Below are 22,095 nucleotides of genomic sequence, written 5' to 3'. Positions count from 1 at the left end.
TTCGCAGATCGCTCAGTTCACGCTCCCGGCCGATGAACCCCGCCGATTCCGGAGGCAGGTTTCCCGGCACGGCGCGAGAGGCCGGCTCAGGGGCGCCACCTGCGGAGGGTGCCTGATTGTTGTTGACCGAGTACTCACCGAACACGGATGTATTGTGCGTGATCTTCTTTCGTGGCCATGCCGTTCACGCCAGAATCACCACTGGATCTCAAGTGGATCGCTCAGCCGACGAGGACGGTCCGCCGCTCCGGAGTGAAGGCGCCCCAGTTGCCGTCGGGCAGTCTGGCCCGCAGTTTCAGGGACCAGACCGTACCGGCCGGCTCGGTCGCCGTCAGCCGGTGCTCCACCCTGCCGTGGGGAACCGCTCCGGCCCCGAACCTGATGACGGTGACGGGTTGTCCGTTGACGTACAGCTGGTACTCGTCGGTTTCGTGCCCGGTGTCGGGCGCGGTCCAGGACAGGGTGACGGTGCCCGGGGACGGGACCGCCGTGAACCCGGAGGGCGCTGTGTCCGGCCCCTGCCCCGGATCGGCCGGCGTGGTCACTTCGGCGACCGGGCCGTCCGGGGAGGTGTTGTCGGACCCGTCCCGGGCCCGGACGGTGAACTCGTAGCGGGTCCCGGGCTGGAGGCCGGTCAGGGCGGTGGTGGTCTCGCCGGGGCCGGCCGTGTGGATGCGGACACCGCCCTGGTAGATGTCGTAGGCCGTCACCCCCGTGTCGTCGCCGGCCGGTGCCCAGGTCAGCCGGGCCGCGCGGGGCCCGTCGGCGCGGCCGGTGGTGGCGGTCGGGGCGGTGGGGGGTCGGTGGTCCTCCGCCCGCGCGGTCGGGGTGGTGACGCGGGCGGCCGCACTGCGGGCGGAGCGGTGCCCGCCGGCGTCCTCGGCCCGGACGGTGAAGGCGTAGGAGGTGAGCGGGCTGAGCCCGGTGATGTCCACCATCGTCTTGTCGGCGGGCAGGCTCCGGATCAGCCGGTCGGCCTGGTACACCTGGTATCCCGTCACCGGTGTCCCGCCGGCGGCCGGCTCCCACATCACGTGGACCGAAGTCGCGCTGCCCGCCTGGGCGGTGATGCCGACCGGGGCGCCGGGAGGTTCGGCGCCGCCCGAGCAGGCGGCCAGGGCCGCGCAGAGGCAGAGCGCGGCGGTGGTCCGGCCCCAGGGGTGTCGCGCGGGATGTCGCACGGGAGCGCCTTCCGCCGCAGGCTCGTAAAGGTCTGGACATATATGGCACGGGCTGCCGGGACCGGGCAAGTCCCGTGCGCCATCGGCCTCGCGGGGGTAACACAGGGTCAACACCCGTACGGCCGACACGTGTTTTGCCCCCGGAGCCCCTCCGCTGCGCCACCATGGCGGCGCCCGAAGGAGGCTTCGATGGTGATTTCCCTCTCCGTGATCGTCCTGCTCCTCGTCCTCGCGTGGATCTTCCTGCGGGGCGGCGGTCTCAAGTTCTCCCACGCCCTCGTCTGTGTCCTGCTCGGCTTCTACCTCGCGAGCAGCAGCATCGCCGCGACCATCCACAGCGGTCTCGCCGCCACGGCGAACGTGGTCTCCGGCCTCGACCCCTGACCCGGCGGGGGTGATCGACTGTTGCGCGTTCGTGAATCATCCCGCTCCTCCATGGACTCCTCCGACGGTTCGACCTAGCGTCTGGCGCCGGCGCGGTATCAGACGTGGTGTCAGCAGAACCGACGGAAACCGATAAGAACCGACAGGAATCGAGGAAGCCCGGATGTTCCGAAGAGCGCTGAACTGCGCCGTGATCCCCGCCGTCGCCGTGCTCGTGGCGATGTACGGGATATCCCCGGCACAGGCGGAGGAGATACCCAAGGCCCCGGGCCATCGCCTGGTCAGCCAGTACGACGGCAGCCCGGCCGCCGCCCTCCCGTTGCCCGGTGAGGCGCCGCCGCAGCACCCCTACCTCGCGCCCAACGGCCGCAGCGGCATGCACTCCGACGCCGCCGGCAGCGCCACCTCGCCGTGGTCCGGCCCGCTCGGCAGGAACCCGAAGGTGACCAGCGAGAAGATCGCCGCTCTCGGCGGCGAATGCGCCACCGCCACCTTCGACTCGGCCGGCCGCCTGGTCACCGTCTGCGGCACCTTCTCCGGCTTCAAGGTCAAACTCCTCGACCCGCGGACCCTGGCCACGCTCGCCGAACACCAACTCCCGCAGCGCTCCTCCACCGTCGAGGCGATCACCACCCTCGACTTCTCCAAGATCTTCAAGGACACCTCGGGCGGCGCCTACTTCTACCTGGACAACCACGACCGGGCCGTGCTGGCCGACTCGCGCCAGCACATCCTGCGCCTCGCCCACTCCCAGAACCCGGACGGCACCTGGAAGTTCACCGTCGACGCCGACTGGGACCTCACCGGCCAGGTCCCGCACGACTGCGTCGGCTGGACCAACCTGTGGCCGAGCGGCACCTGCGACCCCGTCACCTCCGTGATGCCCGACTGGAACGGCCGCATCTGGTGGGTCACCCGGCAGGGCCGCGTGGGCACCGTGGACCCGACGACCTCGAAGATCCGATCCGTCCGCCTGGACGGCGAGGAGATCCAGAACTCCTTCTCGGTCGCCGAGGACGGGGTATCCATCGTCACCGACCACGCGCTGTACAGCTTCCGCGCCGCCGCGGACGGCACCCCCGAGGCACAGTGGCGCCAGACCTACGACCGCGGGACCGGAACCAAACCCGGCTCCGTCAACCAGGGTTCCGGCACCACACCGGACCTCTTCGGTGACGGTTACGTCGCCATCACGGACAACGCCGACGACCGGATGAACGTACTGGTCTACCGGCGGGCCGCGGACGTCCCGGCGGACCGGCGACTGGTCTGCCGGGTCCCGGTGTTCGGCTCCGGCTCCTCCACCACCGACAACTCCCTGGTCACCTGGGGCAACAGCATCGTCGTCGAGAACAACTTCGGCTACGAGAACCCCACCAGCCTGCTGCTCGGCAAGTCGGTCGTCGGCGGGGTCAGCCGCATCGACGTCCGCCCCAACGGCAGCGGCTGCGACATTGTCTGGCAGAGCGCCGTCCGCTCGCCCTCCGTCGTACCCAAGCTGTCCACCGGCAACGGGCTGCTCTACTTCTACGAGAAGGAGCCCAACGCCTGGGGCATCGACGCCTGGTACCTGACCGCCGTGGACTTCCGCACCGGTGAGCGCCGCTGGCGGCAACTGACCGGTACCGGCCCCCTGTACGACAACAACTGGGCGCCGATCACGCTCGGCCCCGACGGTACGGCCTACGTCGGCGTCTTCAACGGCATCGTCGCGGTGCGCGACGGGAGCTGACGCGGCCGGGCGGGGGCGGGACTGCGCGGGGGTGGGTGGGGGCCGGGCCGGGCGGCGGCGCCGCCGGAGCACCGCCCGTCACCCGCCGTGCCGCCACAGCGGATGCTCGCGCTCCGCCCACCTCCGGTCGACGGAGCCGGTGCGCAGGCCGCGCCGGGCCTCCGGATCGCGCAGGGCCATGCGGATGTGCCCGGCGAGGACGATGCCCAGGGTCAGGGCCAGCCAGTCGTGGACGAAGGTGGCACCGGTCCGCAGCACCAGCGGGGCGAGCCCGGTCAGCCACATCAAGAGCCCGGTGCCCAGCATGACCAGGACCGCCCCGGCCAGCCAGCCCGCGTACAGTTTCTGCCCGGCGTTGAACTTCCCGGCGGGCCGCTCCCGCTCCCACCCCCGTCGCAGGGCGCCGCGCAGCCAGACCCGGTCGTGCGGGCCGAACCGCCCGAGGCGGCCGAGGTCGGCGCGTACGGCGCGGGACGCCAAGCCGGCCAGGACCGGGACCACCAGCAGCGTTCCGGACCACTCGTGCACCGTCACCACCAGGTGGCGGCGCCCCACCAGCTCCGCGAGCGGCGGCAGGTAGAGGCATCCGGCGGACGCCACGCACACGCCCATCAGGGCGGCCGTGCCCCGGTGGACCCAACGCTGGGCGGCGCCGAACCGTTGGACCCGCTCGGCGGTTTCAGACCGTAGGGGCATCGTCGCGTCCGTTCGATGTGCCGACCCACGCGTCGACGTCGTACCCGAGCCGCTCCCAGTACCCCGGCTCCACCTCGTCGGTGACGGTGATGCCCGAGAGCCACTTCGCGGACTTGTAGAAGTACATGGGGGCCACGTACAGCCGCGCCGGCCCGCCGTGGGAGTGGCTCAGTGGCTCGTCCCGCATGCGCAGGGCCACCATGACGTCGTCCCGGCGGGCCTGCGGGAGCGTGAGGCTCTCGGTGTAGGCGCCGTCGAAGCAGCTGAACCGGATGGCCCGCGCGTTCGGTCGCACGCCGGCGGCGTCGAGCAGCCGGGACACCGGCACGCCCTCGAAGGGGGTACCCGGCACCCGCCAGCCGGTGACGCACTGGACGTCGCGGACCACGCGGGTCTGCGGGAGCCGCCGTAGTGCGTCGAGATCGTACGTGGCCGGTCGCTCGACCAGTCCGTCGACGGTCAGCCGGTAGTCCGCGGCGCCGCGTTCGGGGACGGAGGAGGCGACCGAGTAGTACCGGAACCCGCCGCCGTTGGGAAGAAGTGCCGTGAGCCCCGTCGGGTCCTTGTCGGCGGCCGCGCCGAGCGCGGTCTCGACGCCGCGCCGCAGGACGGGCGCGGCCAGCAGCGAGGCGGCGCCGAGTCCGACCATGCCCAGGATCAGCCGCCGGCCGACCGGCGCGCCGGTCTCATCGGGGTCAGGGTCGGGGTCAGGGTCGGGATCAGGGCCGGGTTCGGGGTCGTTTCCGGATGGCGGCGGTGGACCGGTCTGCTCTGTGCTCACGCGCCGATTCGACCACCGAACCGCCCCCGCCACCAGGGGCGGCGGCGCGCCGTCAGACTTCCGTCACATTCTCGACGGCGGCCCCGCCCTCCCGGGGCCCCTCCCCAGCGGGCCGACCCCGGCTCGGCCGCCCTCACCGCGCGCGTTCGGCACCTCCGCGCGCACGGTGCTTCCGCCGCGCTGCGACGGCAACGCGTCGCCGCCGCGGTCGCGGCTGACCGGCCCCCTCGCCCCGGGGGGCGGCGGCGGAGGCGGTGGCATCGACCCCACTCGGCAGGGTGAACACGCCGGGGCGACCGTCCGCGTAAGGGGTCCGTCAGCGCGGGACCGCCTGCCGTCAACGGGGCGTCAGGAGGCCCCAAGGGCGGGGGCGGTGCGCATAGCGTCGGGGGCACGCCCCGGGCCGCCTCCCCGCGCCGGGGCCCCCTCCCCGACCAGGGTCCCTCCAGGAGGAATCCCATGGCAGCGCTCCTGTACGGCGAAGACCCCGAACCCTGCGAACGCGTCCCGGCCGGACCGCTGTGCGTCCCCGTCCGGCCGGGACCCGCGACCTGCGCGGCGGCCCGGGTGTTCCGCACGCCCCTCGGCGGCCGTACCGCCGTCGGCTTCACCACCGCCGACCGGTTGACCGCCGTCCTCGGCCCCGACCAACGGTGGATTCGGCTCGCCGAACCCGCGTTGCGGGCGCTGGTCCGGCCGCTCGGCGTCACCACCGTCACGGTCGACCCTCAGCTGTGCATCCCGCGCCCGGCACCGGAAGCCCCCGCATACGGCGCGGCCCCGGCGTCCGTGGACGCGGAGCTCGTCGGGGCGGCCCTCGCCCTGCGGACCGGCTGACGGCGCGACACGAGGAGAAGGGACACCCCACGCCATGACCACCCTGCACCTGCCGCCCGATGCCGCGCCGGCAGCCCCGGACGACCTGTCCGTGTGGCCGGCCTCCGCCGCCCGGGCCTCGGGCGGCGGCCTCTCCGTCGCCGGTGTCGCGCTGACCGAGATAGCCGAACGCTTCGGCACCCCCGCATACGTCCTGGACGAGCGAGAGATCCGCGAACGGTGCCGGCGCTACCGCCGGGCCTTCCCCGACGCCGACGTCCTCTACGCCGCGAAGGCGTTCCTCTGCCGTGCCGTGGTCCGCTGGATCGACGAGGAAGGTCTCGGCCTCGACGTCTGCTCGGCCGGTGAGCTGGAACTCGCCGTCACCGCCGGCTTCCCGCCCGAGCGGATCACCCTGCACGGCAACGCCAAGTCCCCGCACGACCTGGACGCCGCCCTGCGCCTCGGCGTGGGCCGCGTCGTCATCGACAGCGCGTCGGAGATCGCCCGGTTGGCAGCCGCGATCGGGCCGCGCGGAACCCAGCGGGTGATGGTGCGCATCACTCCGGGCATCGCCGCGGGAGCCCACGAGAAGATCCGTACGGGCACCGATGACCAGAAGTTCGGCCTCTCCCTCACCGACGGCTCCGCCCAGCACGCCATCGCCCGCATCCTGGCCCAGCCGCAACTGGAACTCACCGGCCCGCACTGCCACCTGGGGTCACAGATCACCTCCGTGAAGCCGTATCTCGCCGCCGTCCGCAGGATGGTCGGTCTGATCGCCCGGGTGCGCGACACCCACGGGGTCGTCCTGCCCGAACTCGACATGGGCGGCGGGCACGGCGTCGCCTACCGCCCCGGCGAAGCGGCCCTCGACCTCGGCGCGCTGGCCGACCGGATGCGTACCGAACTCGCCGGAAGCTGCGCGGCCGCCCGTCTGCCGGTGCCCAGGCTGACCGTGGAACCGGGCCGGGCGGTGGTCGGCCCGGCCGGGGTGGCGCTCTACCGGGTGCTCGCGGTCAAGCGGACCGACGAGCGGGTGTTCGTCGCCGTCGACGGCGGCATGAGCGACAACCCCCGGCCCGCCCTGTACGGGGTGCGGTACGCGCCCCGGCTGATCGGGCGCCGTTCGTCCGCCCCGCCCGGGCGGGTGACGGTGGTGGGGAGGCACTGCGAGGCCGGTGACGTGCTCGCCGCCGATGTCGACCTCCCCGCGGACGTCCGGGCCGGCGACCTGCTCGGGGTCCCCGTGGCGGGCGCCTACCACCTGTCGATGGCCTCCGGCTACAACCTGGTCGGACGGCCGCCGGTGGTCGCCGTCGCGGACGCTCACGCCCGGCTCCTCGTGCGGCGCGAGTCGCTGGACGACGTCCGGGCCCGCGACGTCGGCCTCTGAGCGGCGGGCCGGCGGACCGGGCAGCTGGGGGCCGGGTGGAGTGGCGGACCGGTGAGCGGGCGGTCCGGGGACGTGCAACGTCGGCGCAACCTTCCGGCTCCTACCCTTCCCACCGAGCGCCGGCCGACGGCGGCCCGCGCCCGGCAAGGGGAGGAACCATGGCTCGTTACGCTGCGCCCGGTACCGAAGGCGCGCTCATGAACTACGCGCCCCGCTACGACCACTTCATCGGCGGTGCCTACGTACCGCCCGCCCGCGGCGCGTACTTCGCCAACCCCTCACCCGTCAACGGCGAGCCGTTCACCGAGGTCGCGCGCGGCACCGCCGAGGACGTGGAGCGCGCCCTGGACGCCGCACACGCCGCCGCGCCCGCCTGGGGCCGCACCTCGGTCGCCGAACGCTCCGCGATCCTGCTGCGCGTCGCGGACCGGATGGAGGACAACCTGGAGGCCCTCGCGGTCGCGGAGACCTGGGAGAACGGCAAACCGGTCCGCGAGACCCTGGCCGCGGACCTGCCGCTCGCCATCGACCAGTTCCGCTACTTCGCCGGCGCCCTGCGCGCCCAGGAGGGGGCGCTCAGCCAGCTCGACGACGACACGGTCGCCTACCACTTCCACGAACCGCTCGGCGTGGTTGCCCAGATCATCCCGTGGAACTTCCCGATCCTGATGGCGGCGTGGAAGCTGGCGCCGGCGCTCGCGGCCGGCAATACGGTGGTGCTCAAGCCGGCGGAGCAGACTCCCGCGTCCGTGCACTACTGGCTGAGCCTGGTGTCGGACCTGCTGCCGCCCGGTGTGGTCAACGTCGTCAACGGTTTCGGCGAAGAGGCCGGGAAGCCGCTCGCGTCCAGCCCGCGCGTGGCGAAGGTGGCGTTCACGGGGGAGACGTCCACCGGACGGCTGATCATGCGGTACGCGGCTGAGCACCTCAAGCCGGTGACCCTCGAACTCGGGGGGAAGAGCCCCAACCTGTTCTTCGACGACATCTGGGCGACGGACGACGACCTGCGCGACAAGGCGCTGGAGGGCTTCACCATGTTCGCCCTCAACCAGGGCGAGGTGTGCACCAGCCCCTCGCGCGCGCTGATCGAGCGGGGGCGCTACGGGGACTTCCTCGAAGCCGCCGTCGCCCGTACGGAACTGATCGTGCAGGGGCATCCGTTGGACACCGAGACGATGATCGGTGCCCAGGCATCGGAGGAGCAGCTCAAGAAGGTCCTGTCGTATGTGGAGATCGGCCGGCAGGAGGGCGCCAAGATCCTCACTGGAGGGGAGCGGGTGGAGCGGGAAGGGGAGTTGGCGGGCGGCTTCTACGTCCAGCCGACGATCTTCGAGGGCGACAACCGGATGCGGATCTTCCAGGAGGAGATCTTCGGCCCGGTGGTGTCCGTGACCTCCTTCCACGACTTCGACGACGCGGTACGGATCGCCAACGACACGGCGTACGGCCTGGGCGCCGGAGTCTGGACCCGGGACATCAACACGGCCTACCGCGCGGGCCGCGCAATCCAGGCCGGCCGGGTCTGGACGAACTGCTACCACGCCTACCCCGCGCACGCCGCGTTCGGCGGCTACAAGCAGTCCGGCATCGGTCGAGAGACGCACAAGATGATGCTGGAGCACTACCAGCAGACGAAGAACATGCTGGTCAGCTACTCCCCGAAGAAGCTCGGCTTCTTCTAGCGGGCCAGACGAGGGTGCTCGGCGGGCGTGTTGCCACCCGTCGGGTACCCCTCGTGTCGCCGGCCTCGCGCGAGTCCGGGGGCCCCGGCAACAGGCCGGCGAACCCGCGTTCGGCGACCTACGACCACCCGCATGTCGCTTCGCCGACTTCCAGGTCCGCACGACGACCGGTTCGGGCGGGGAGGTCTGGACCGGCCGCTACCTCACGGGGCGCGAGACCTATCTCGAACTGTTCGGGGTCGGTGACGTCCCCGGCCGGGACGGAACCCTCGGTGCCGCCGGCCTGGGACTCTCGGGCGAGCGCGCCGGTGACCTCGCCACGGTGACCCGGCGCCTGCCCGACCAGGGCGTGCCCCACCCGATCAACCTCCTCAAGACGCGCGACTTCGGACGGCGTCCCGGTGCCGCGGTTCGACGCGGTCCTCACCACCGACCAGTACGACGCCTTCGGCGCCTGGGGCATGGAGTACCTGTCGGAGTACTTCGCCGACCCGCGCGGCAACACCGAGCCGGCCGGCTCGCCGGGCGAGTCGAGCTGTCGCTCAACCACCCCGTCGCGTACCGCCACGAGGAGCGCATCGGCCACTCGACCCTCGTCGTTGGCCCGGGCGCGCGCGCCGTATGGACGTTCGGCGCGGCCGAGTAGCGTCGTGACCGGGAGGACGTCTCGTCCTTCGAGGAGCCCGGGGAGCCCGGGGAGGGGCGGAGCCGCTGTCGACTCCGCCCCTCCCCGCGTCGCCCACGGCGACTATTCCGGGGTGGGTTCACCCTTCAACCCCTTGCGAACCGTCCCGGGGCCGAGGCCGATGGCCCGGGTGATGGTGCCGAGGTCCACCCCGCGCCGGTGCGCGCCGCGCATGGCGGCATTCCGGCGGGCGAGCAGAGGGTTCGGGTGCGGTCGGATTGGCCGACGTATCCCCCTTCGTGATCGGCACGAGTGCCTGCACCGGCGGTGGCGGTGGGCAGGAGCCGGCCGCAAGGGCCGCGAACTGGACGATGGCGGGCGCCGGGGCGCCGCGAGGGCGGCGGTACGCGCCTTCTGATGCCGGCGGCCCTTTCCGTACCCGGCTCAAAAGGGATGGACCGCGGTATGCCGTCACGTGGACGCCAATGGAACCGACGCTCCGTCAGGTCAAGCGTCCCGGACTCTTGACTCTTATGGCGGCAGTCGGGATTCTCGGGGCACATTGCGCGGACATGACAATCCGACGCGCCGTCCGTCGACCGGAGACATGGTGATGGCCGTGACCCGACAGCCGCATAGCGGAGGCAGGCCGATCGCGGTCCTGTCCTTACTCCTCGCCATGCTCGCCATGGTCCTCGGCCCACCCAAGGGGCCGCCGCGGCCGATCCCAACTGGTGGGACCCCGTAGCCCGCCCGACGCCGGACTCGGCGATCAACGTCACCGGCGAGCCCTTCAAGGGCACCGACGCGCAGGGCAACGTACGCGGCTTCGTCGACGCCCACGACCACATCATGTCCAACGAGGGCTTCGGCGGCCGCCTCATCTGCGGCAAGCCCTTCTCCGACCTCGGCGTCGCCGACGCCCTCAAGGACTGTCCCGAGCACTACCCCGACGGCTCCCTCGCCGTCTTCGACTTCATCACCAAGGGCGGTGACGGCAGGCACGACCCCACCGGCTGGCCCACCTTCAAGGACTGGCCCGCCCACGACTCCCTGACCCATCAGCAGAACTACTACGCCTGGATCGAACGCGCCTGGCGCGGAGGCCAGCGGGTGCTCGTCAACGACCTCGTCACCAACGGCGTCATCTGCTCGGTCTACTTCTTCAAGGACCGCGGCTGCGACGAGATGGCCGCCATCCGCCTCGAAGCGCAGAAGTCGTACGACATGCAGGCATTCATCGACAAGATGTACGGCGGCCCCGGAAAGGGCTGGTTCCGCATCGTGACCGACTCCGCCCAGGCCCGCGAGGTCGTCAAACAGGGCAAGCTCGCCGTGGTCCTCGGCGTCGAGACCTCCGAACCGTTCGGCTGCAAGCAGATCCTCGACATCGCCCAGTGCGGCAAGGAAGACATCGACCGCGGCCTGGACGAGCTCTACCGCCTCGGCGTCCGCAGCATGTTCCTCTGCCACAAGTTCGACAACGCCCTCTGCGGAGTCCGCTTCGACGAAGGCGCGCTCGGCACGGCCATCAACGTCGGGCAGTTCCTGTCGACCGGCACCTTCTGGCAGACCGAGAAGTGCGCCGGCCCACAGCACGACAACCCCATCGGCCTCACCCCGGCGCCGCAGGCGCAGGGCGAACTGCCGCCGGGCGTCACCGTCCCGGCCTACGCGGCCGACGCCCAGTGCAACACCCGGGGGCTCACGGCACTCGGCGAGTACGCGGTCCGGGGCATGATGAAACGCAAGATGATGCTCGAAGTCGACCACATGAGCGTCAAGGCGGCAGGCCAGGCGTTCGACATCCTGGAGACCGAGTCCTACCCCGGCGTGATCTCCTCGCACAGCTGGATGGACCTCGGCTGGACCGAGCGGCTCTACAAGCTCGGCGGGTTCGCCGCCCAGTACATGAACGGCTCCGAAGGCTTCAGCGCCGAGGCGAAGCGGACGCAGGCGCTGCGCGAGAAGTACCACGTCGGCTACGGCTACGGCACCGACATGAACGGTGTCGGAGGCTGGCCCGGCCCGCGCGGCGCCAACACCCCGAACCCGGTGACGTACCCGTTCCGCAGTACCGACGGCGGTTCCGTCATCGACCGGCAGACCGCCGGACAGCGCACCTGGGACCTCAACACCGACGGAGCCGCCCACTACGGGCTCGTCCCGGACTGGATCGAGGACATCCGCATCGTCGGCGGCCAAGGCGTCGTGGACGACCTCTTCCGCGGCGCCGAATCGTACCTGCGCACCTGGGGCGCGGCCGAACAGCACCGGGCCGGTGTCAACCTCGCGGCGGGCGCGGCGACCACCGCCAGTACCTCCGAATGGAACCCGTTCACCAGCTACGCGCCCGGCCGGGCCGTCGACGGCGACCGGGGCACCCGCTGGGCCAGCGACTGGAGCGACGACCAGTGGCTGAGCGTCGACCTGGGCTCCCCGCGGCTCGTCAAGCGCGTCACCCTGGACTGGGAACGCGCCTACGGCAGGGCCTACCGCATCGAAACCTCCGCCGACGGCACCAACTGGCAGACGGTCTGGTCCACCACCACCGGCGACGGCGGCCTCGACACCGCCCAGTTCGCCGGCGTCCCCGCCCGCTACGTCCGCATCCACGGGCAGGGCCGGGGCACGCAGTGGGGCTACTCGCTCTACGAGGTGGGCGTCTACAGCAACTGACCGCGCGGCACGCGTCCCGGCGGCGAACGCGTACGAAAGGAACACGCATGGGACGCATGCCCCTGGCCGACCGTCGGCGTCAGCTCACCGAGGCGGCGATCCGGGCGATGACGCGCGACGGCGTCGCCCGGACGACCACCCGGTCCATCGCCGCCGAGGCCGGGCTGTCCCTGAGCGTCTTCCACTACTGCTTCGACTCGAAGCAGGCCCTGCTGGAATCGGTCATCGAAACGATCACCGACCACTGCATCGGGGTGGTCCGGGAGGCGATCCGTCCCCGGACCACCCTGCACGAGACCATCCGGGCCGGCTTCCACGCTTACTGGGACCACGTGGTGGCCCATCCCGACGAGCACATGCTCACCTACGAGCTCACCCAGTACGCCCTGCGCCAGCCCGGCTTCGCCCACCTGGCGCGACGGCAGTACCAGCTGTACCGCGACACCTACGGGACGCTCATCGAAGACCTCCGTACCACCATGGGCTTCGAGCTCGGCGTCCCGGTCGAGGTCCTCGCCCGGTACCTGGCGGCCATGACGGACGGCCTGACCCTGAACTTCCTCGTCCTCGGGGACGAGAAGGCCGCCGGGGAGATCCTGGACGTGATCACCGACCACGTCACCGGACTGGTGCGCGGCGCCTGAGCGGGCAGCCCGGCGTGTGTGGTCTCAGCGGCCTGTGCGGTCTTCAGCGGCACTGTGTGGTCCTCAGCCGCCCGTGCCGTCCTCAGCGGCCCGCCCGGGGACGCGGCGCCGGCGGTGCGGCGGACAGCTCGCGGTCCAGCGACTTCACGAGGGCCAACGCCGCCGGGCGCCCATCGGCGGGCAGCACCCCGGCCAGCGCCCGCCACACCTCCGGGTCGTCCGCGCCCCACGGACTGCACACCCAGTCCGAAAGCAGGCCCGCGTCGGCCCGGGCGATCACGGCCGCCCGCGCCTGGTCCTCGATCCGTCGCCGCAGTCGCGTGATCCCGGGCGCGGTGGAGGACGGCAGGAGGGGCCCCGGATAGCGGGACAGGGCGGCCGAGACGGCCCCCGCCGCCAGGTGCCGGGTCACAGCGGTGAAATCGGCCTCCAGCGCCGCCGCCGTCCGGTACGGGCGCGACAGCAGGTTCCGCGTACCCCCCACGTTCCGCAGCCGGGAGATCTCCGCGCGCACCGTGACCGCCGACACCGACTCGTCCTCGTACAGGGCGAGCGCCAGCTCCTCGCCCGAAAGCCCGTCGGGGTGGTGGGCGAGCAGCGCCAGGATCTCGCTGTGCCGCCGCCCGAGCGTGATCTCACGGCCGCCGCTCACCAACAGCGCCTCGTCACGGCCCAGCGTGGTCAGGGTGTCCGCGGCCGCCGCCGCGGCCTCCGGTTCCAAGAGGGCCGGCTGCGCTTCCGCCGCCCGGGCCACCGCCCGGACGAACGCCAGCGAGTGCGGGTGGGCCAGCCCGTCCCCGCCCGTGATGTCCACGGCGCCGAGCAGCCCACCGGTGCGGGGGTCGTACACGGGGGCCGCCGCGCAGGTCCAGGGGTGGACACGACGGTTGAAGTGTTCGGCGCCGAAAACCTGGACGGGTTCCCCGACCGCGACCGCCGTACCGGGTGCGTTGGTTCCCATCGCCGTTTCCGCCCAGCGCGCCCCGGGGACGAAGCCGAGCCGCTCGGCCCGACGGAGCGTGCCCGGCTCGCCCTCCACCCAGAGCAGCGTGCCCCGAGCGTCGCAGACCGCCAGCAGGTGCGCGCCGTGCGCGGCGAAGGCACCGACCAGGTCCCGGAACAGGGGCATCACCCGGGCCAGTGGGTGCCGGTCGCGGTACGAGCGCAGCTCCGCCTCCGCCAGGTCCACCCGCGGCGCGCACTCCGGGCTCACCCGGGCCCGGGCGCACCGCCGCCAGGAGTTCGCGATCACCGACCTCACGGGGGGCTCGACGCGGCCGTCGCTGGTGAAGGCGTCGTGCGCCCGGCGCAGCACGCGGGTGCGTTCGGCGGGATCGGCCCCGCCCGGCAACGCCACCGACGGCTCGCGCATGTCGCTCTCCCCTGGTGCCGCGGTGGCCGGAGCCCGCGTCCACCGTAGTGCGCCGGTCGCGGCGGCGGTGCGGTGTCGCGGATCTGTCCGGAAGGCGGCGCGTCGGGCACGTTCGGTGGCCGGGAACGCCCCTCGCCCCGGGGAACGCATGGGGGTGGTCACGCGTTGAAGGAGACAGTGGCCGACGCAGAAGGAGGTGTCCGCAGATGTCCACAGGCGGAAAGGTCGCGGTTGCCGGAGTGGTGGCAGCCATCGTGCTGTTCGCGACGGTCGGATTCTGGGCCGGGCTCCTGGTCCTGATCGGGGTGCCCACCGTGGCGTACTTCATGCTGGACTCCTCTCAGCGGCGTCGGCTGCGGGGCATATCCAGGAAGCAGATCGGCCGCTGACGGCGGCCAGGGGGACGCACATGAACAGCGCGCAGATCACGGCGGTCAGCAGCAACGGGGTCTACTCGTTCACCAAGCCGAGGCGCGAGAGCATCACGTTGCTCGCCGGGCTCGGGGTCGAGGGAGACGTACACGCCGGAGTCACCGTCAAGCACCGTTCACGCGTGGCACAGGATCCGACCCGGCCGAACCTGCGGCAGGTCCACCTGATCCACCGGGAACTGTTCGACGAGGTCGCCGGCTCCGGATTCACCGTCGAACCGGGCCAGCTCGGGGAGAACGTGACCACGGAGGGCATAGACCTCCTCGCCCTGCCCGTCGGGACCCTGTTGCGGCTCGGCGAGGAGGCGGTGGTGGAGGTGACCGGCCTGCGCAACCCGTGCCTGCAGATCGACAAGTTCCAGAGCGGGCTGCTCAAGCAGGTCGTCGGCCGGGACGAAGAGGGACGTCCGGTACTCAAGGCGGGCATCATGAGTGTGGTCCGGCATGGCGGCACCGTCCGCCCGGGCGATCCCATCACGGTCACCTTGCCGGCGCCCCCGCACGCCCGACTCGAACGCGTCTGAGGCGCTCCCGCAACATCCGTCTGACGCGCTCCCGTGCATCGAGGCGGAGCCTTCCGTCGCTCCTCAGGCGGGTCGCGCCGCGATGCGGTGCAAGCCCGCCAGGACGTCGGTCAGTTCCGGCAGGTCCGGGTGGTCGGGAAAGCCGTCCCGCGGGATGGCCAGAACCACGCCCGGCTCCTCGTCGAGCAGGACGAACGCCGCTTCGCCGGTGCGTGCCACGAGCGACCAACCGGGCCCGTCCGCCCGGAGCGTCCGCTCGCCCTCCTCCGCGAAGGAGGACCGCACCCGGCCCGGCGGCGGCGCTTGCCGCGCGTAGGCCGCGGCCTCCTCCAGTGCCCGCGTCAGGCCCGGGTGCGCGGCAGCCGCGGTCCCACCGTCGGTCGCGGCCCGCTCGCGCCAGTCGGCCCAGTCCCGCGCGATCTGGTCCGCGCCCAGTCTCCGCTGGACGGGTCCCCACACCTCCGCCGAGGGCGGGGCCAGCGGCACGCGTCCGGTGCCGTCGGCGCCCTGCTCGGGGTCGTGCGGTTCGGGAAGGCCGGAGGCGGAGACCGTGAGCTCCAGCGGCCAGCCCGCCAGCGAGACGACTATGGTCCGCTCGTCGGGGGACAGGTCGTACTCCATGCCGCAGTCCCAGGAGGCGATCGCGGTGGCGACCAGCGCGACGTCGTCCACGACGACCGTCCAGCGCGCGCCGTCCTCGTCCTGCCCGAGAACCAGCCCGTACCCGTCCTCCACCGGCTTCACGCCCAGGAGCGCGCACGCCTCGGGAAAGTCGTCGCCCAGCACAGCCGGAAACCGGGTGGGGGTTACCAGCAGGGCGGTCAGTACGTACAGCGAACCCCCGTCCTCCGCTTCTGACACGTGGGCCTCCTCCCGATCCGGTCGCTCGCTCGTCGGCGCACCTTAACCAGTGGGTAACTCACCCGTCGAGGGCCGGCGGCCGTCGAATTTCAAGCCGCGCACAGGCGGGTGGAGTTGAGGTCGCCCCACCTGAAAGGCCCCTTCGGCGCCGACCGGCACCAACCTGCCGGCAGGTGGTCAGCGGCGAGGGAGCGCCACCGGAGCCGGCCGGAGCGGCCCGAGCGGCCGGCACGGCAGGGGGACATCGGTTGATCCGTCCACGTGGGTCCCGTACCGCGCCGGCCCCGCTCGCGGACCGCCGGGCCCCGGGGTCAGGGGCGGCGGGCGGCCAGGGCCAGGAACCGGTCGTCCTCGTCCGTGTACGAGGTCATCTCCCAGCCCGCCGACGACAGCAACGGGCGCAGATTGGGCTCGGCCCGCAGGTCGTCCGGGGACAGTGCGCGACCGTGGCGCGCGGCGAGTGCCGCCCGCCCGATCGGATGGAACAGCGCGAGGCGCCCACCGGAGCGGACCACCCGGGCCAGTTCGCGCAGGTTCGACTCCGGATCGGGCAGGTGAGCGATCAGGCCCGCCGCGAACACCGCGTCCAGCACCCCGTCCCGCAACGGCAGCCGGGTGACGTCGGCGAGCAGCAGCGCCGCCTCCCCGGCCCGGCCGGCGTCGCGCGCGGCGGCCAACATCTGCGGGGTGAGGTCCGCGCCGATCACCGTGCCGGAGGGCCCGACGGCCGCGCGCAGCGCCGGAAGCGCCCGCCCGGTGCCGCAGCCCGCGTCGAGCACCCGGTCTCCCGTTCGCAGACCGAACTCGGTCACGGCGCGCGCGAAGGCCGGGCCGTCCGCGGGGAACTTGCGGTCCCAGTCCGCGGCCCTGGCCCCGAAGAACTCCCGGACATGCGTGTGGTCTTCGCTCATGGGCCCATGATCTCCCACACCCACGCCGCCCGGACCCCGTCCCGCGGGTGGGCGTGGACAAGGTGACATGCGGCCCAGTCGAAGAAGAACGTAGCTCTGTCATATTCCAGCAGTTCCAGCGGCTTTCGAAATGCGCCCCTTGTTCGCGCCCTCACCCGCACTAGCGTCCGTTGGCCATGGGACACCTGCACCACGCCGCCTATGGCTGGCTGACACCCGCGCTGTCATACGTGATGGCCTGCATCGGTGCCGCCCTCGGGCTGCGCTGCACCGTCCGCGCCCTCGGGCTGCGCTGCACCGTCCGCGCCCTCGCCGCGACCGGATCCACCCGCCGCAACTGGCTACTGACCGCCGCCTCCGCCATCGGCACCGGCATCTGGACCATGCACTTCGTCGCGATGCTCGGATTCGAGGTCACGGGCACCGACATCCGCTACGACGTCCCGCTGACCATCCTCAGCCTCCTCGTCGCCGTACTGGTCGTCGGTGCGGGCGTCTTCGCGGTCGGCTACGGCAAGGGCCGCGGCAGGGCCCTGGTCCTCGGCGGCCTCACCACCGGCCTGGGCGTCGCGAGCATGCACTACCTCGGCATGGCCGCCCTGCGCCTGCACGGCACGGTCTCCTACCGGCCGCTCACCGTCGCGCTTTCAATGGCCATCGCCGTCGTCGCCGCGACCGCCGCCCTGTGGGCCGCGCTCCACATCAAGTCGCCGCTGGCCGTCGTCGTCGCCTCGCTGGTCATGGGAGCGGCGGTCAGCAGCATGCACTACACCGGAATGTTCGCCGTCGCCGTCCGTGTCACCCCCTCGGACGTGGCCTTGCCCGGAGCGACCGCCATGCAGTTCATCTTCCCCCTCGCCGTCGGGCTCGGTTCCTACCTCTTCCTCACCTCCGCGTTCGTGGCCCTGTCCCCGACCGCCGACGAACGGGCCGCGTCGGCGTCGGCACGGCACCTCGGGGAGAGCGCCGTGGGAGCCCGCTGAGCGCCGGGCGGGCCCGGCCGGCCGCCACCCGCCCGCTCCTCCAGCGCCCGATCCGACCACCCTCTTCCGTACCGCCCCGACCGAGGAGCCCCATGCGCCCACCCCGCAGGAGACCGGAAGCAGCGCCATCGAGGACGCCCACGCCCCCGGCGCGCGGCCGTCGGGCGCACGCCGGGCCGCCCGCCGAGGAGCCGCCGGACGGGGCGGCCGGCGACGCCTCATGGACCCCGACCCCGACCGGTCCGGCAGCCGGGACGCGCCTGCGCCCCGGCACCGTACGCGCCAAGGTCGTCTCCCTGCTGATGGTCCCCGTCGTCTCGCTGCTCGGCCTGTGGGCCTTCGCGACGGTGAGCACCGCCCAGGACATCGCCCGCCTCGGTCGCGTCCAGCGGGTCGACAAGCAGATACGCACCCCCCTGACGACCGCGCTCACCGAACTCCAAGCCGAACGGCGGGCAGCAGTCCGCTACCTCGCCGATCCGACCGTCGACCAGGGCGCCGCGCTGGGGCAACAGGCCCGTCGCACCGACGCGGCCGTACGCCGACTGCGGCTCGGCGACCGGAACACGGTGGCCGACTCCGGTGACCAACCGAGGGAGGTGGTCACGCGGCTCGGCGCCTTCGTGGCCGCCGCCGAAGCGCTCGGCCCGTTCCGCGAGGAAGTCACCGACCGGCGCGCGAGCCCGGACACCGCCTACGAGACCTACAGCCGCGTCGCCGACTCCGCCCTCGCCGCCGCCGGGTCCCTTTCCGGCGGCCACGATCCCGAACTCGGGGCCGGTGATCGGGTGCTGCTGGAATTCGGCCGGGCCGGGGAACTGCTCTCCCGGGAGGACGCGCTGCTCGCGCTGCCGGATGCACGGAGCCAGGAGACGCTGCGTCGCCTGACCGGAGTCGTCGAGACCCGGCGCGCGGTCACCGACTCCGCCGCGCGGGACCTGCCCGACGCCGGACGGCGCGCCTGGGAGGCCGTGACCGCGAGCGCCCCGTACGCCGAGCTCACCGACGCCGAGGAACGGGCGCTGGACGCGGCCGCCGCGCCTGCGGACGGGGCGCCCGCGAACGGGACGACCGCGAAGGGGACGACGGCGAAGGAGACCCACGGGGTGCCCGCCGGATGGGACTCCGCGTACACCGGCGTCAGCGCCTCCCTGCGCGAGATCACGGACGCCGCCCACGCCGGGGCCGCCGACCGGGCCGGCCCGTTCGCCGAGGGTGCGTCCGGCGCGTCCGGCGCCGCCGTGCTGCTGGGGCTGGCCGCCGTCGCCGCCTCCCTCGTCATCTCCGTACGCATCGGGCGAGCCCTGGTCGTCGAGCTGGTCTCGCTGCGCAACACCGCCCTGGAGATCGCCCACCGCAAGCTCCCGCACGCCATGGAGCGGCTGCGGGCCGGCCAGGACATCGACATCGACGCCGAGACCGCCCCCGGGCCTGCGGCGGACGACGAGATCACCCAGGTCGGTGAGGCGCTGTCCACCGTCCATCGCGCTGCCCTGAGCGCTGCCGTCGAGCGCGCCGAACTCGCCGACGGAGTCAGCGGCGTCTTCGTCAACCTCGCCCGACGCAGCCAGGTCCTCGTGCACAAGCAGCTCACCCTGCTCGACTCGATGGAACGGCGCGCCGACGACCCGAGCGAACTCGGGGACCTCTTCCGGCTCGACCACCTCACCACCCGGATGAGGCGGCACGCCGAGAGCCTGATCATCCTCTCCGGCGCCGCCCCCGGTCGGGCGTGGCGGCTGCCGGTACCGCTGACCAGCGTCGTCCGCGCCGCCGTCTCCGAGATCGAGGACTACCCGCGCGTCGAGGTCCGCCGGCTCGCCGAGGCCGCCATCGTGGGCGGCGCCGTCGCCGACCTCACCCACCTGCTCGCCGAACTCATCGAGAACGCGACCCAGTTCTCGCCGCCCCACACCAAGGTACGGGTCAGCGGCGAGCCGGTGGGCGCGGGGTACGTCATCGAGGTCGAGGACCGCGGACTCGGCATGGGCAGTACGTCGCTCGACGAGGCGAACCGCCGCATCGAGCAGTCCGAGGCCCTCGACCTCTTCGACAGCGACCGCCTCGGACTGTTCGTCGTCAGCCGGCTCGCGGCCCGGCACGGTATCCGGGTGCACCTGCGCACGTCGCCGTACGGGGGGACGACCGCGGTGGTCCTGCTGCCGAACTCCCTCATCCAGGGCGCCATCGCGGCCGGCACACCGCCTCGCGGCGCGCAGGACGCGGCGCCGGCAGAGGTCGGCGGGGCTCCGAGGCAGCCGACCCTGCGGCCCCCGGCGGCCGGCGACGTGCGGGAACCCGCGCGCGGGATCACGGAACCGGAACCGGGACCGGACGCGGGCTCGGACGTGGGCTCGGCCCCGGGCTCGGACGCGGGCTCGGGTCGGGTCGAGGAGCCGGAACGCGGGCGGCCCGCCCCGGTGGCATCGCTGCGACCGCGCGGACCCGGGCGCGTCGACACGGCCGTCCCGCCGGCCGCCGGCGTATCGGTGACCGAACTGCCGCGCAGGGTCCGCCAGGCCGCCCTGGTCCCACAACTGCGCGAGGTGCCCGCCCCCACGGACCCGGACGGGACCGGCCGCTTCGGGGAACCACCGGGCCGCAGCCCCGAGCAGGTCCGCGACCGAATGGCGGCTTACCAGGCCGGCTGGACCCGCGGCACCCGGGAGAAGTCCCCCCACGACGGCAGCGAAGGAGAGTCGCGATGATCGAACCGCAGAGATCCGACCCGGACGCAGTCCACGGGTCCGGCGAGTTGGACTGGTTGCTGGACGACCTGGTGGTACGGGTCCGGGAGGTCCGCCACGTGGTGGTCCTGTCCAACGACGGCCTGGCGGTGGGTTCCTCCAGCCGGTTGAGCCGTGAGGACGCCGAGCACCTGGCAGCCGTGGCGTCGGGCTTCCAAAGCCTCGCCAAGGGTGCGGGGCGACACTTCCGCACGGGGGGCGTGCGCCAGACGATGGTGGAGATGGACGACGGGTTCCTCTTCGTCGCGGCCGCGGGGGAGGGCTCCTGCATGGCCGTGCTCAGCGCCGCGGGCTCCGACATCGGGCTGATCGCGTACGAGATGGCACGGCTGGTGAAACGGGTCGGCGAGCACCTCTACACCCCGCCCCGGTTCACGGCGCGGCCGCAGGCCGCCGGTTGAGCGCGGCGGTCGCGCGGATGGAAGGCCACTGGTACGACGCGGCGGCGGGCCCGCTCGTGCGTCCGTACGCCATGACCGGAGGGCGCACCAAGCCCGGCCCGCACGGAGTCAGGTTCGACCTGATCGCCCTGGTCGTGGTGGACCGGTCAGGCCCCGACGCGGCGGACGAGGCGCTGCTCGGTCCCGAACACCGGACGCTGCTCGGGCTCTGCCGGGCGCAGACGCAGTCGGTGGCGGAACTCGCCGCAGACGCCGACCTGCCGGTGGGCGTCGTACGGGTTTTGCTCGGGGACCTGCTGGAGGGCGGCCATGTGAAGGTCAGCCGCCCGGTACCACCCGCCCAACTGCCCGACGAACGGATTCTGCGGGAAGTCATCGAAGGATTGCGAGCACTGTGATGGGACTGCGGGACGACGGGCCGGCCACGGCCGACGCGGTGGACGCCGAGTCGGCTCCACTTGCCTTGAAGATCCTGGTGGCCGGCGGGTTCGGGGTCGGCAAGACCACCCTGGTCGGGTCGGTCAGCGAGATCAGGCCGCTGCGGACCGAGGAACTGCTCAGTCGGGCGGGGGAACACGTCGACGACACGGGGGGCGTGGGCCGCAAGACGACCACGACGGTGGCCATGGACTTCGGGCGGATCACCATCCGGGCCGGGCTGTCGCTCTACCTGTTCGGGACGCCGGGACAGGACCGGTTCTGGTTCCTCTGGGACGAGTTGTCGCAAGGCGCGCTGGGCGCGGTGGTGCTCGCGGACACCCACCGCCTGGAGGACTGCTTTCCGGCCGTGGACTACTTCGAGCACCGACGGATCCCCTTCGTGGTGGCCGTCAACTGCTTCACCGACGCGCGGCGGTACGGGGCGAACGAGGTGGCGCGGGCCTTGGAGCTGGAGCAGGGGACACCGGTGGTGCTGTGCGACGCGCGGGACAAGGACTCGGGGAAGGAAAGTGCTGGTCAGGCTGGTCGAGTACGCAGGTCGGGTGCACACCGCCCGGCTGCTCGACTCCGTCGGTCCGCCGCCGGGGCCGCACTGACCGCAGGACGCGGCGGAGTGTCGAGGGAGCGGAGGCGGGGCGGGCACGGTCGGGCGCGGGCGGAGCGGGCCGGACGGGCACCCGCCGTTCCTCTTGAGTCATTTCCGCGCCGGAGGGCCGTCCTCCTTGCCGGGAAGGAGCCGGTGGGGAAGGCTTGCGGACGACCGAGCAGGGTGGGGCGCGGCCACGTGGGCCGCGCCGACGGGGAGGGG

18 protein-coding genes and 3 pseudogenes are annotated in these 22,095 nt (G+C 72.7%); 15 read left to right on the top strand and 6 right to left on the bottom strand.

Annotated features, from left to right (window positions below; all coding sequences use genetic code 11):
- Nucleotides 1-221: 221 nt before the first annotated feature.
- Nucleotides 222-1,181: a fibronectin type III domain-containing protein gene (locus ABZ934_RS20335; RefSeq protein WP_361314977.1), complete on the bottom strand. Its 960-nt coding sequence runs from the start codon at nucleotides 1,179-1,181 to the stop codon at nucleotides 222-224.
- Between the two features lie 189 nt (nucleotides 1,182-1,370).
- On the opposite strand from ABZ934_RS20335, the gene ABZ934_RS20330 reads away from it, so the two are divergent.
- Entirely contained in the window at nucleotides 1,371-1,565 is a 195-nt protein-coding gene (locus ABZ934_RS20330; protein ID WP_361314974.1) for a hypothetical protein, read from the top strand.
- Nucleotides 1,566-1,785: 220 nt separating this feature from the next.
- Nucleotides 1,786-3,297, top strand: a complete 1,512-nt coding sequence (locus ABZ934_RS20325) for a hypothetical protein (protein WP_361315200.1) — start codon at nucleotides 1,786-1,788, stop codon at nucleotides 3,295-3,297.
- A gap of 78 nt (nucleotides 3,298-3,375) precedes the next feature.
- Here ABZ934_RS20325 and ABZ934_RS20320 read toward each other — a convergent pair whose 3' ends face one another.
- Together ABZ934_RS20320 and ABZ934_RS20315 are read right to left on the bottom strand one after the other, a co-directional pair.
- Nucleotides 3,376-3,993 carry a cytochrome b/b6 domain-containing protein gene (locus tag ABZ934_RS20320; protein WP_361314971.1) on the bottom strand — a complete coding sequence of 206 codons (618 nt, stop codon included), beginning with the start codon at nucleotides 3,991-3,993 and terminating at the stop codon, nucleotides 3,376-3,378.
- Entirely contained in the window at nucleotides 3,977-4,654 is a 678-nt protein-coding gene (locus ABZ934_RS20315) for a molybdopterin-dependent oxidoreductase (protein ID WP_361315198.1), read from the bottom strand. Before ABZ934_RS20315 ends, ABZ934_RS20320 begins: the two co-directional genes overlap by 17 nt.
- Nucleotides 4,655-5,233: 579 nt before the next feature.
- Here ABZ934_RS20315 and ABZ934_RS20310 point away from each other — a divergent pair.
- The 6 genes and pseudogenes from ABZ934_RS20310 (at nucleotide 5,234) to ABZ934_RS20285 (ending at nucleotide 12,616) form a co-directional block, all read left to right on the top strand.
- Nucleotides 5,234-5,611 (top strand): SAV_915 family protein, encoded by a 378-nt coding sequence (locus ABZ934_RS20310; protein ID WP_361314969.1) that lies wholly within the window; start codon nucleotides 5,234-5,236, stop codon nucleotides 5,609-5,611.
- Nucleotides 5,612-5,645: 34 nt separating this feature from the next.
- The gene (gene lysA / locus ABZ934_RS20305; protein ID WP_361314966.1) at nucleotides 5,646-6,986 is read left to right on the top strand and encodes a diaminopimelate decarboxylase; all 1,341 of its coding nucleotides are present in this window, start codon (nucleotides 5,646-5,648) and stop codon (nucleotides 6,984-6,986) included.
- A 158-nt stretch (nucleotides 6,987-7,144) separates the two neighbouring features.
- Entirely contained in the window at nucleotides 7,145-8,668 is a 1,524-nt protein-coding gene (locus ABZ934_RS20300) for an aldehyde dehydrogenase family protein (RefSeq protein WP_361314964.1), read from the top strand.
- Nucleotides 8,669-8,807: 139 nt separating this feature from the next.
- Nucleotides 8,808-9,314, top strand: a pseudogene (locus ABZ934_RS20295) (DUF5829 family protein); the annotation flags it as partial.
- Nucleotides 9,315-9,972: 658 nt separating this feature from the next.
- A pseudogene (locus tag ABZ934_RS20290) lies at nucleotides 9,973-11,972 on the top strand (discoidin domain-containing protein).
- 47 nt (nucleotides 11,973-12,019) lie between these two features.
- On the top strand, nucleotides 12,020-12,616 hold the full coding sequence (locus ABZ934_RS20285; protein ID WP_361314961.1) for a TetR/AcrR family transcriptional regulator: 597 nt from the start codon (nucleotides 12,020-12,022) through the stop codon (nucleotides 12,614-12,616).
- A gap of 82 nt (nucleotides 12,617-12,698) precedes the next feature.
- Here ABZ934_RS20285 and ABZ934_RS20280 read toward each other — a convergent pair whose 3' ends face one another.
- Nucleotides 12,699-13,988 (bottom strand): GAF domain-containing protein, encoded by a 1,290-nt coding sequence (locus ABZ934_RS20280; RefSeq protein WP_361314958.1) that lies wholly within the window; start codon nucleotides 13,986-13,988, stop codon nucleotides 12,699-12,701.
- 206 nt (nucleotides 13,989-14,194) lie between these two features.
- On the opposite strand from ABZ934_RS20280, the gene ABZ934_RS20275 reads away from it, so the two are divergent.
- Together ABZ934_RS20275 and ABZ934_RS20270 are read left to right on the top strand one after the other, a co-directional pair.
- Complete coding sequence (locus ABZ934_RS20275) at nucleotides 14,195-14,377, top strand: hypothetical protein (RefSeq protein WP_190186935.1); 183 nt, start codon at nucleotides 14,195-14,197, stop codon at nucleotides 14,375-14,377.
- Nucleotides 14,378-14,397: 20 nt separating this feature from the next.
- Nucleotides 14,398-14,943, top strand: a complete 546-nt coding sequence (locus ABZ934_RS20270; RefSeq protein WP_361314955.1) for an MOSC domain-containing protein — start codon at nucleotides 14,398-14,400, stop codon at nucleotides 14,941-14,943.
- A gap of 63 nt (nucleotides 14,944-15,006) precedes the next feature.
- On the opposite strand, the gene ABZ934_RS20265 is transcribed toward ABZ934_RS20270, so the two are convergent.
- Together ABZ934_RS20265 and ABZ934_RS20260 are read right to left on the bottom strand one after the other, a co-directional pair.
- Nucleotides 15,007-15,804 carry a hypothetical protein gene (locus ABZ934_RS20265; RefSeq protein WP_361314953.1) on the bottom strand — a complete coding sequence of 266 codons (798 nt, stop codon included), beginning with the start codon at nucleotides 15,802-15,804 and terminating at the stop codon, nucleotides 15,007-15,009.
- A gap of 311 nt (nucleotides 15,805-16,115) precedes the next feature.
- A complete protein-coding gene (locus ABZ934_RS20260) occupies nucleotides 16,116-16,715 on the bottom strand; it encodes a methyltransferase domain-containing protein (RefSeq protein WP_361314951.1) in 600 nt (199 codons plus the stop codon).
- A 176-nt stretch (nucleotides 16,716-16,891) separates the two neighbouring features.
- Here ABZ934_RS20260 and ABZ934_RS20255 point away from each other — a divergent pair, with 176 nt between their 5' ends.
- The 5 genes and pseudogenes from ABZ934_RS20255 (at nucleotide 16,892) to ABZ934_RS20235 (ending at nucleotide 21,883) form a co-directional block, all read left to right on the top strand.
- A complete protein-coding gene (locus tag ABZ934_RS20255) occupies nucleotides 16,892-17,698 on the top strand; it encodes an MHYT domain-containing protein (protein WP_361314948.1) in 807 nt (268 codons plus the stop codon).
- 92 nt (nucleotides 17,699-17,790) lie between these two features.
- Complete coding sequence (locus ABZ934_RS20250) at nucleotides 17,791-20,406, top strand: nitrate- and nitrite sensing domain-containing protein (RefSeq protein WP_361314945.1); 2,616 nt, start codon at nucleotides 17,791-17,793, stop codon at nucleotides 20,404-20,406.
- Nucleotides 20,403-20,846 (top strand): roadblock/LC7 domain-containing protein, encoded by a 444-nt coding sequence (locus ABZ934_RS20245; RefSeq protein WP_361314943.1) that lies wholly within the window; start codon nucleotides 20,403-20,405, stop codon nucleotides 20,844-20,846. Before ABZ934_RS20250 ends, ABZ934_RS20245 begins: the two co-directional genes overlap by 4 nt.
- Nucleotides 20,847-20,863: 17 nt before the next feature.
- Nucleotides 20,864-21,244 (top strand): DUF742 domain-containing protein, encoded by a 381-nt coding sequence (locus ABZ934_RS20240; RefSeq protein ID WP_361315196.1) that lies wholly within the window; start codon nucleotides 20,864-20,866, stop codon nucleotides 21,242-21,244.
- Nucleotides 21,244-21,883, top strand: a pseudogene (locus ABZ934_RS20235) (ATP/GTP-binding protein). The gene ABZ934_RS20240 and the pseudogene ABZ934_RS20235 overlap by 1 nt, the downstream one beginning before the upstream one ends.
- Nucleotides 21,884-22,095: the final 212 nt, after the last annotated feature.

Origin of the sequence: Streptomyces sp. NPDC046557 (assembly GCF_040645975.1) — a bacterium.
Classification (GTDB): Bacteria; Actinomycetota; Actinomycetes; order Streptomycetales; family Streptomycetaceae; genus Streptomyces.
Note: the sequence above shows the minus strand (reverse complement) of the source record. Positions and strands in the feature narration are given on the sequence as shown.

Coding starts and splice junctions, on each gene's coding strand:
- ABZ934_RS20330 (WP_361314974.1), top strand. CDS start 1,371: ATGGTGATTTCCCTCTCCGTGATCGTCCTGCTCCTCGTCCTCGCGTGG.
- ABZ934_RS20325 (WP_361315200.1), top strand. CDS start 1,786: ATGTACGGGATATCCCCGGCACAGGCGGAGGAGATACCCAAGGCCCCG.
- ABZ934_RS20320 (WP_361314971.1), bottom strand. CDS start 3,993: ATGCCCCTACGGTCTGAAACCGCCGAGCGGGTCCAACGGTTCGGCGCC.
- ABZ934_RS20310 (WP_361314969.1), top strand. CDS start 5,234: ATGGCAGCGCTCCTGTACGGCGAAGACCCCGAACCCTGCGAACGCGTC.
- lysA (WP_361314966.1), top strand. CDS start 5,646: ATGACCACCCTGCACCTGCCGCCCGATGCCGCGCCGGCAGCCCCGGAC.
- ABZ934_RS20300 (WP_361314964.1), top strand. CDS start 7,145: ATGGCTCGTTACGCTGCGCCCGGTACCGAAGGCGCGCTCATGAACTAC.
- ABZ934_RS20285 (WP_361314961.1), top strand. CDS start 12,020: ATGGGACGCATGCCCCTGGCCGACCGTCGGCGTCAGCTCACCGAGGCG.
- ABZ934_RS20280 (WP_361314958.1), bottom strand. CDS start 13,988: ATGCGCGAGCCGTCGGTGGCGTTGCCGGGCGGGGCCGATCCCGCCGAA.
- ABZ934_RS20275 (WP_190186935.1), top strand. CDS start 14,195: ATGTCCACAGGCGGAAAGGTCGCGGTTGCCGGAGTGGTGGCAGCCATC.
- ABZ934_RS20270 (WP_361314955.1), top strand. CDS start 14,398: ATGAACAGCGCGCAGATCACGGCGGTCAGCAGCAACGGGGTCTACTCG.
- ABZ934_RS20260 (WP_361314951.1), bottom strand. CDS start 16,715: ATGAGCGAAGACCACACGCATGTCCGGGAGTTCTTCGGGGCCAGGGCC.
- ABZ934_RS20255 (WP_361314948.1), top strand. CDS start 16,892: ATGGGACACCTGCACCACGCCGCCTATGGCTGGCTGACACCCGCGCTG.
- ABZ934_RS20250 (WP_361314945.1), top strand. CDS start 17,791: ATGCGCCCACCCCGCAGGAGACCGGAAGCAGCGCCATCGAGGACGCCC.
- ABZ934_RS20245 (WP_361314943.1), top strand. CDS start 20,403: ATGATCGAACCGCAGAGATCCGACCCGGACGCAGTCCACGGGTCCGGC.
- ABZ934_RS20240 (WP_361315196.1), top strand. CDS start 20,864: ATGGAAGGCCACTGGTACGACGCGGCGGCGGGCCCGCTCGTGCGTCCG.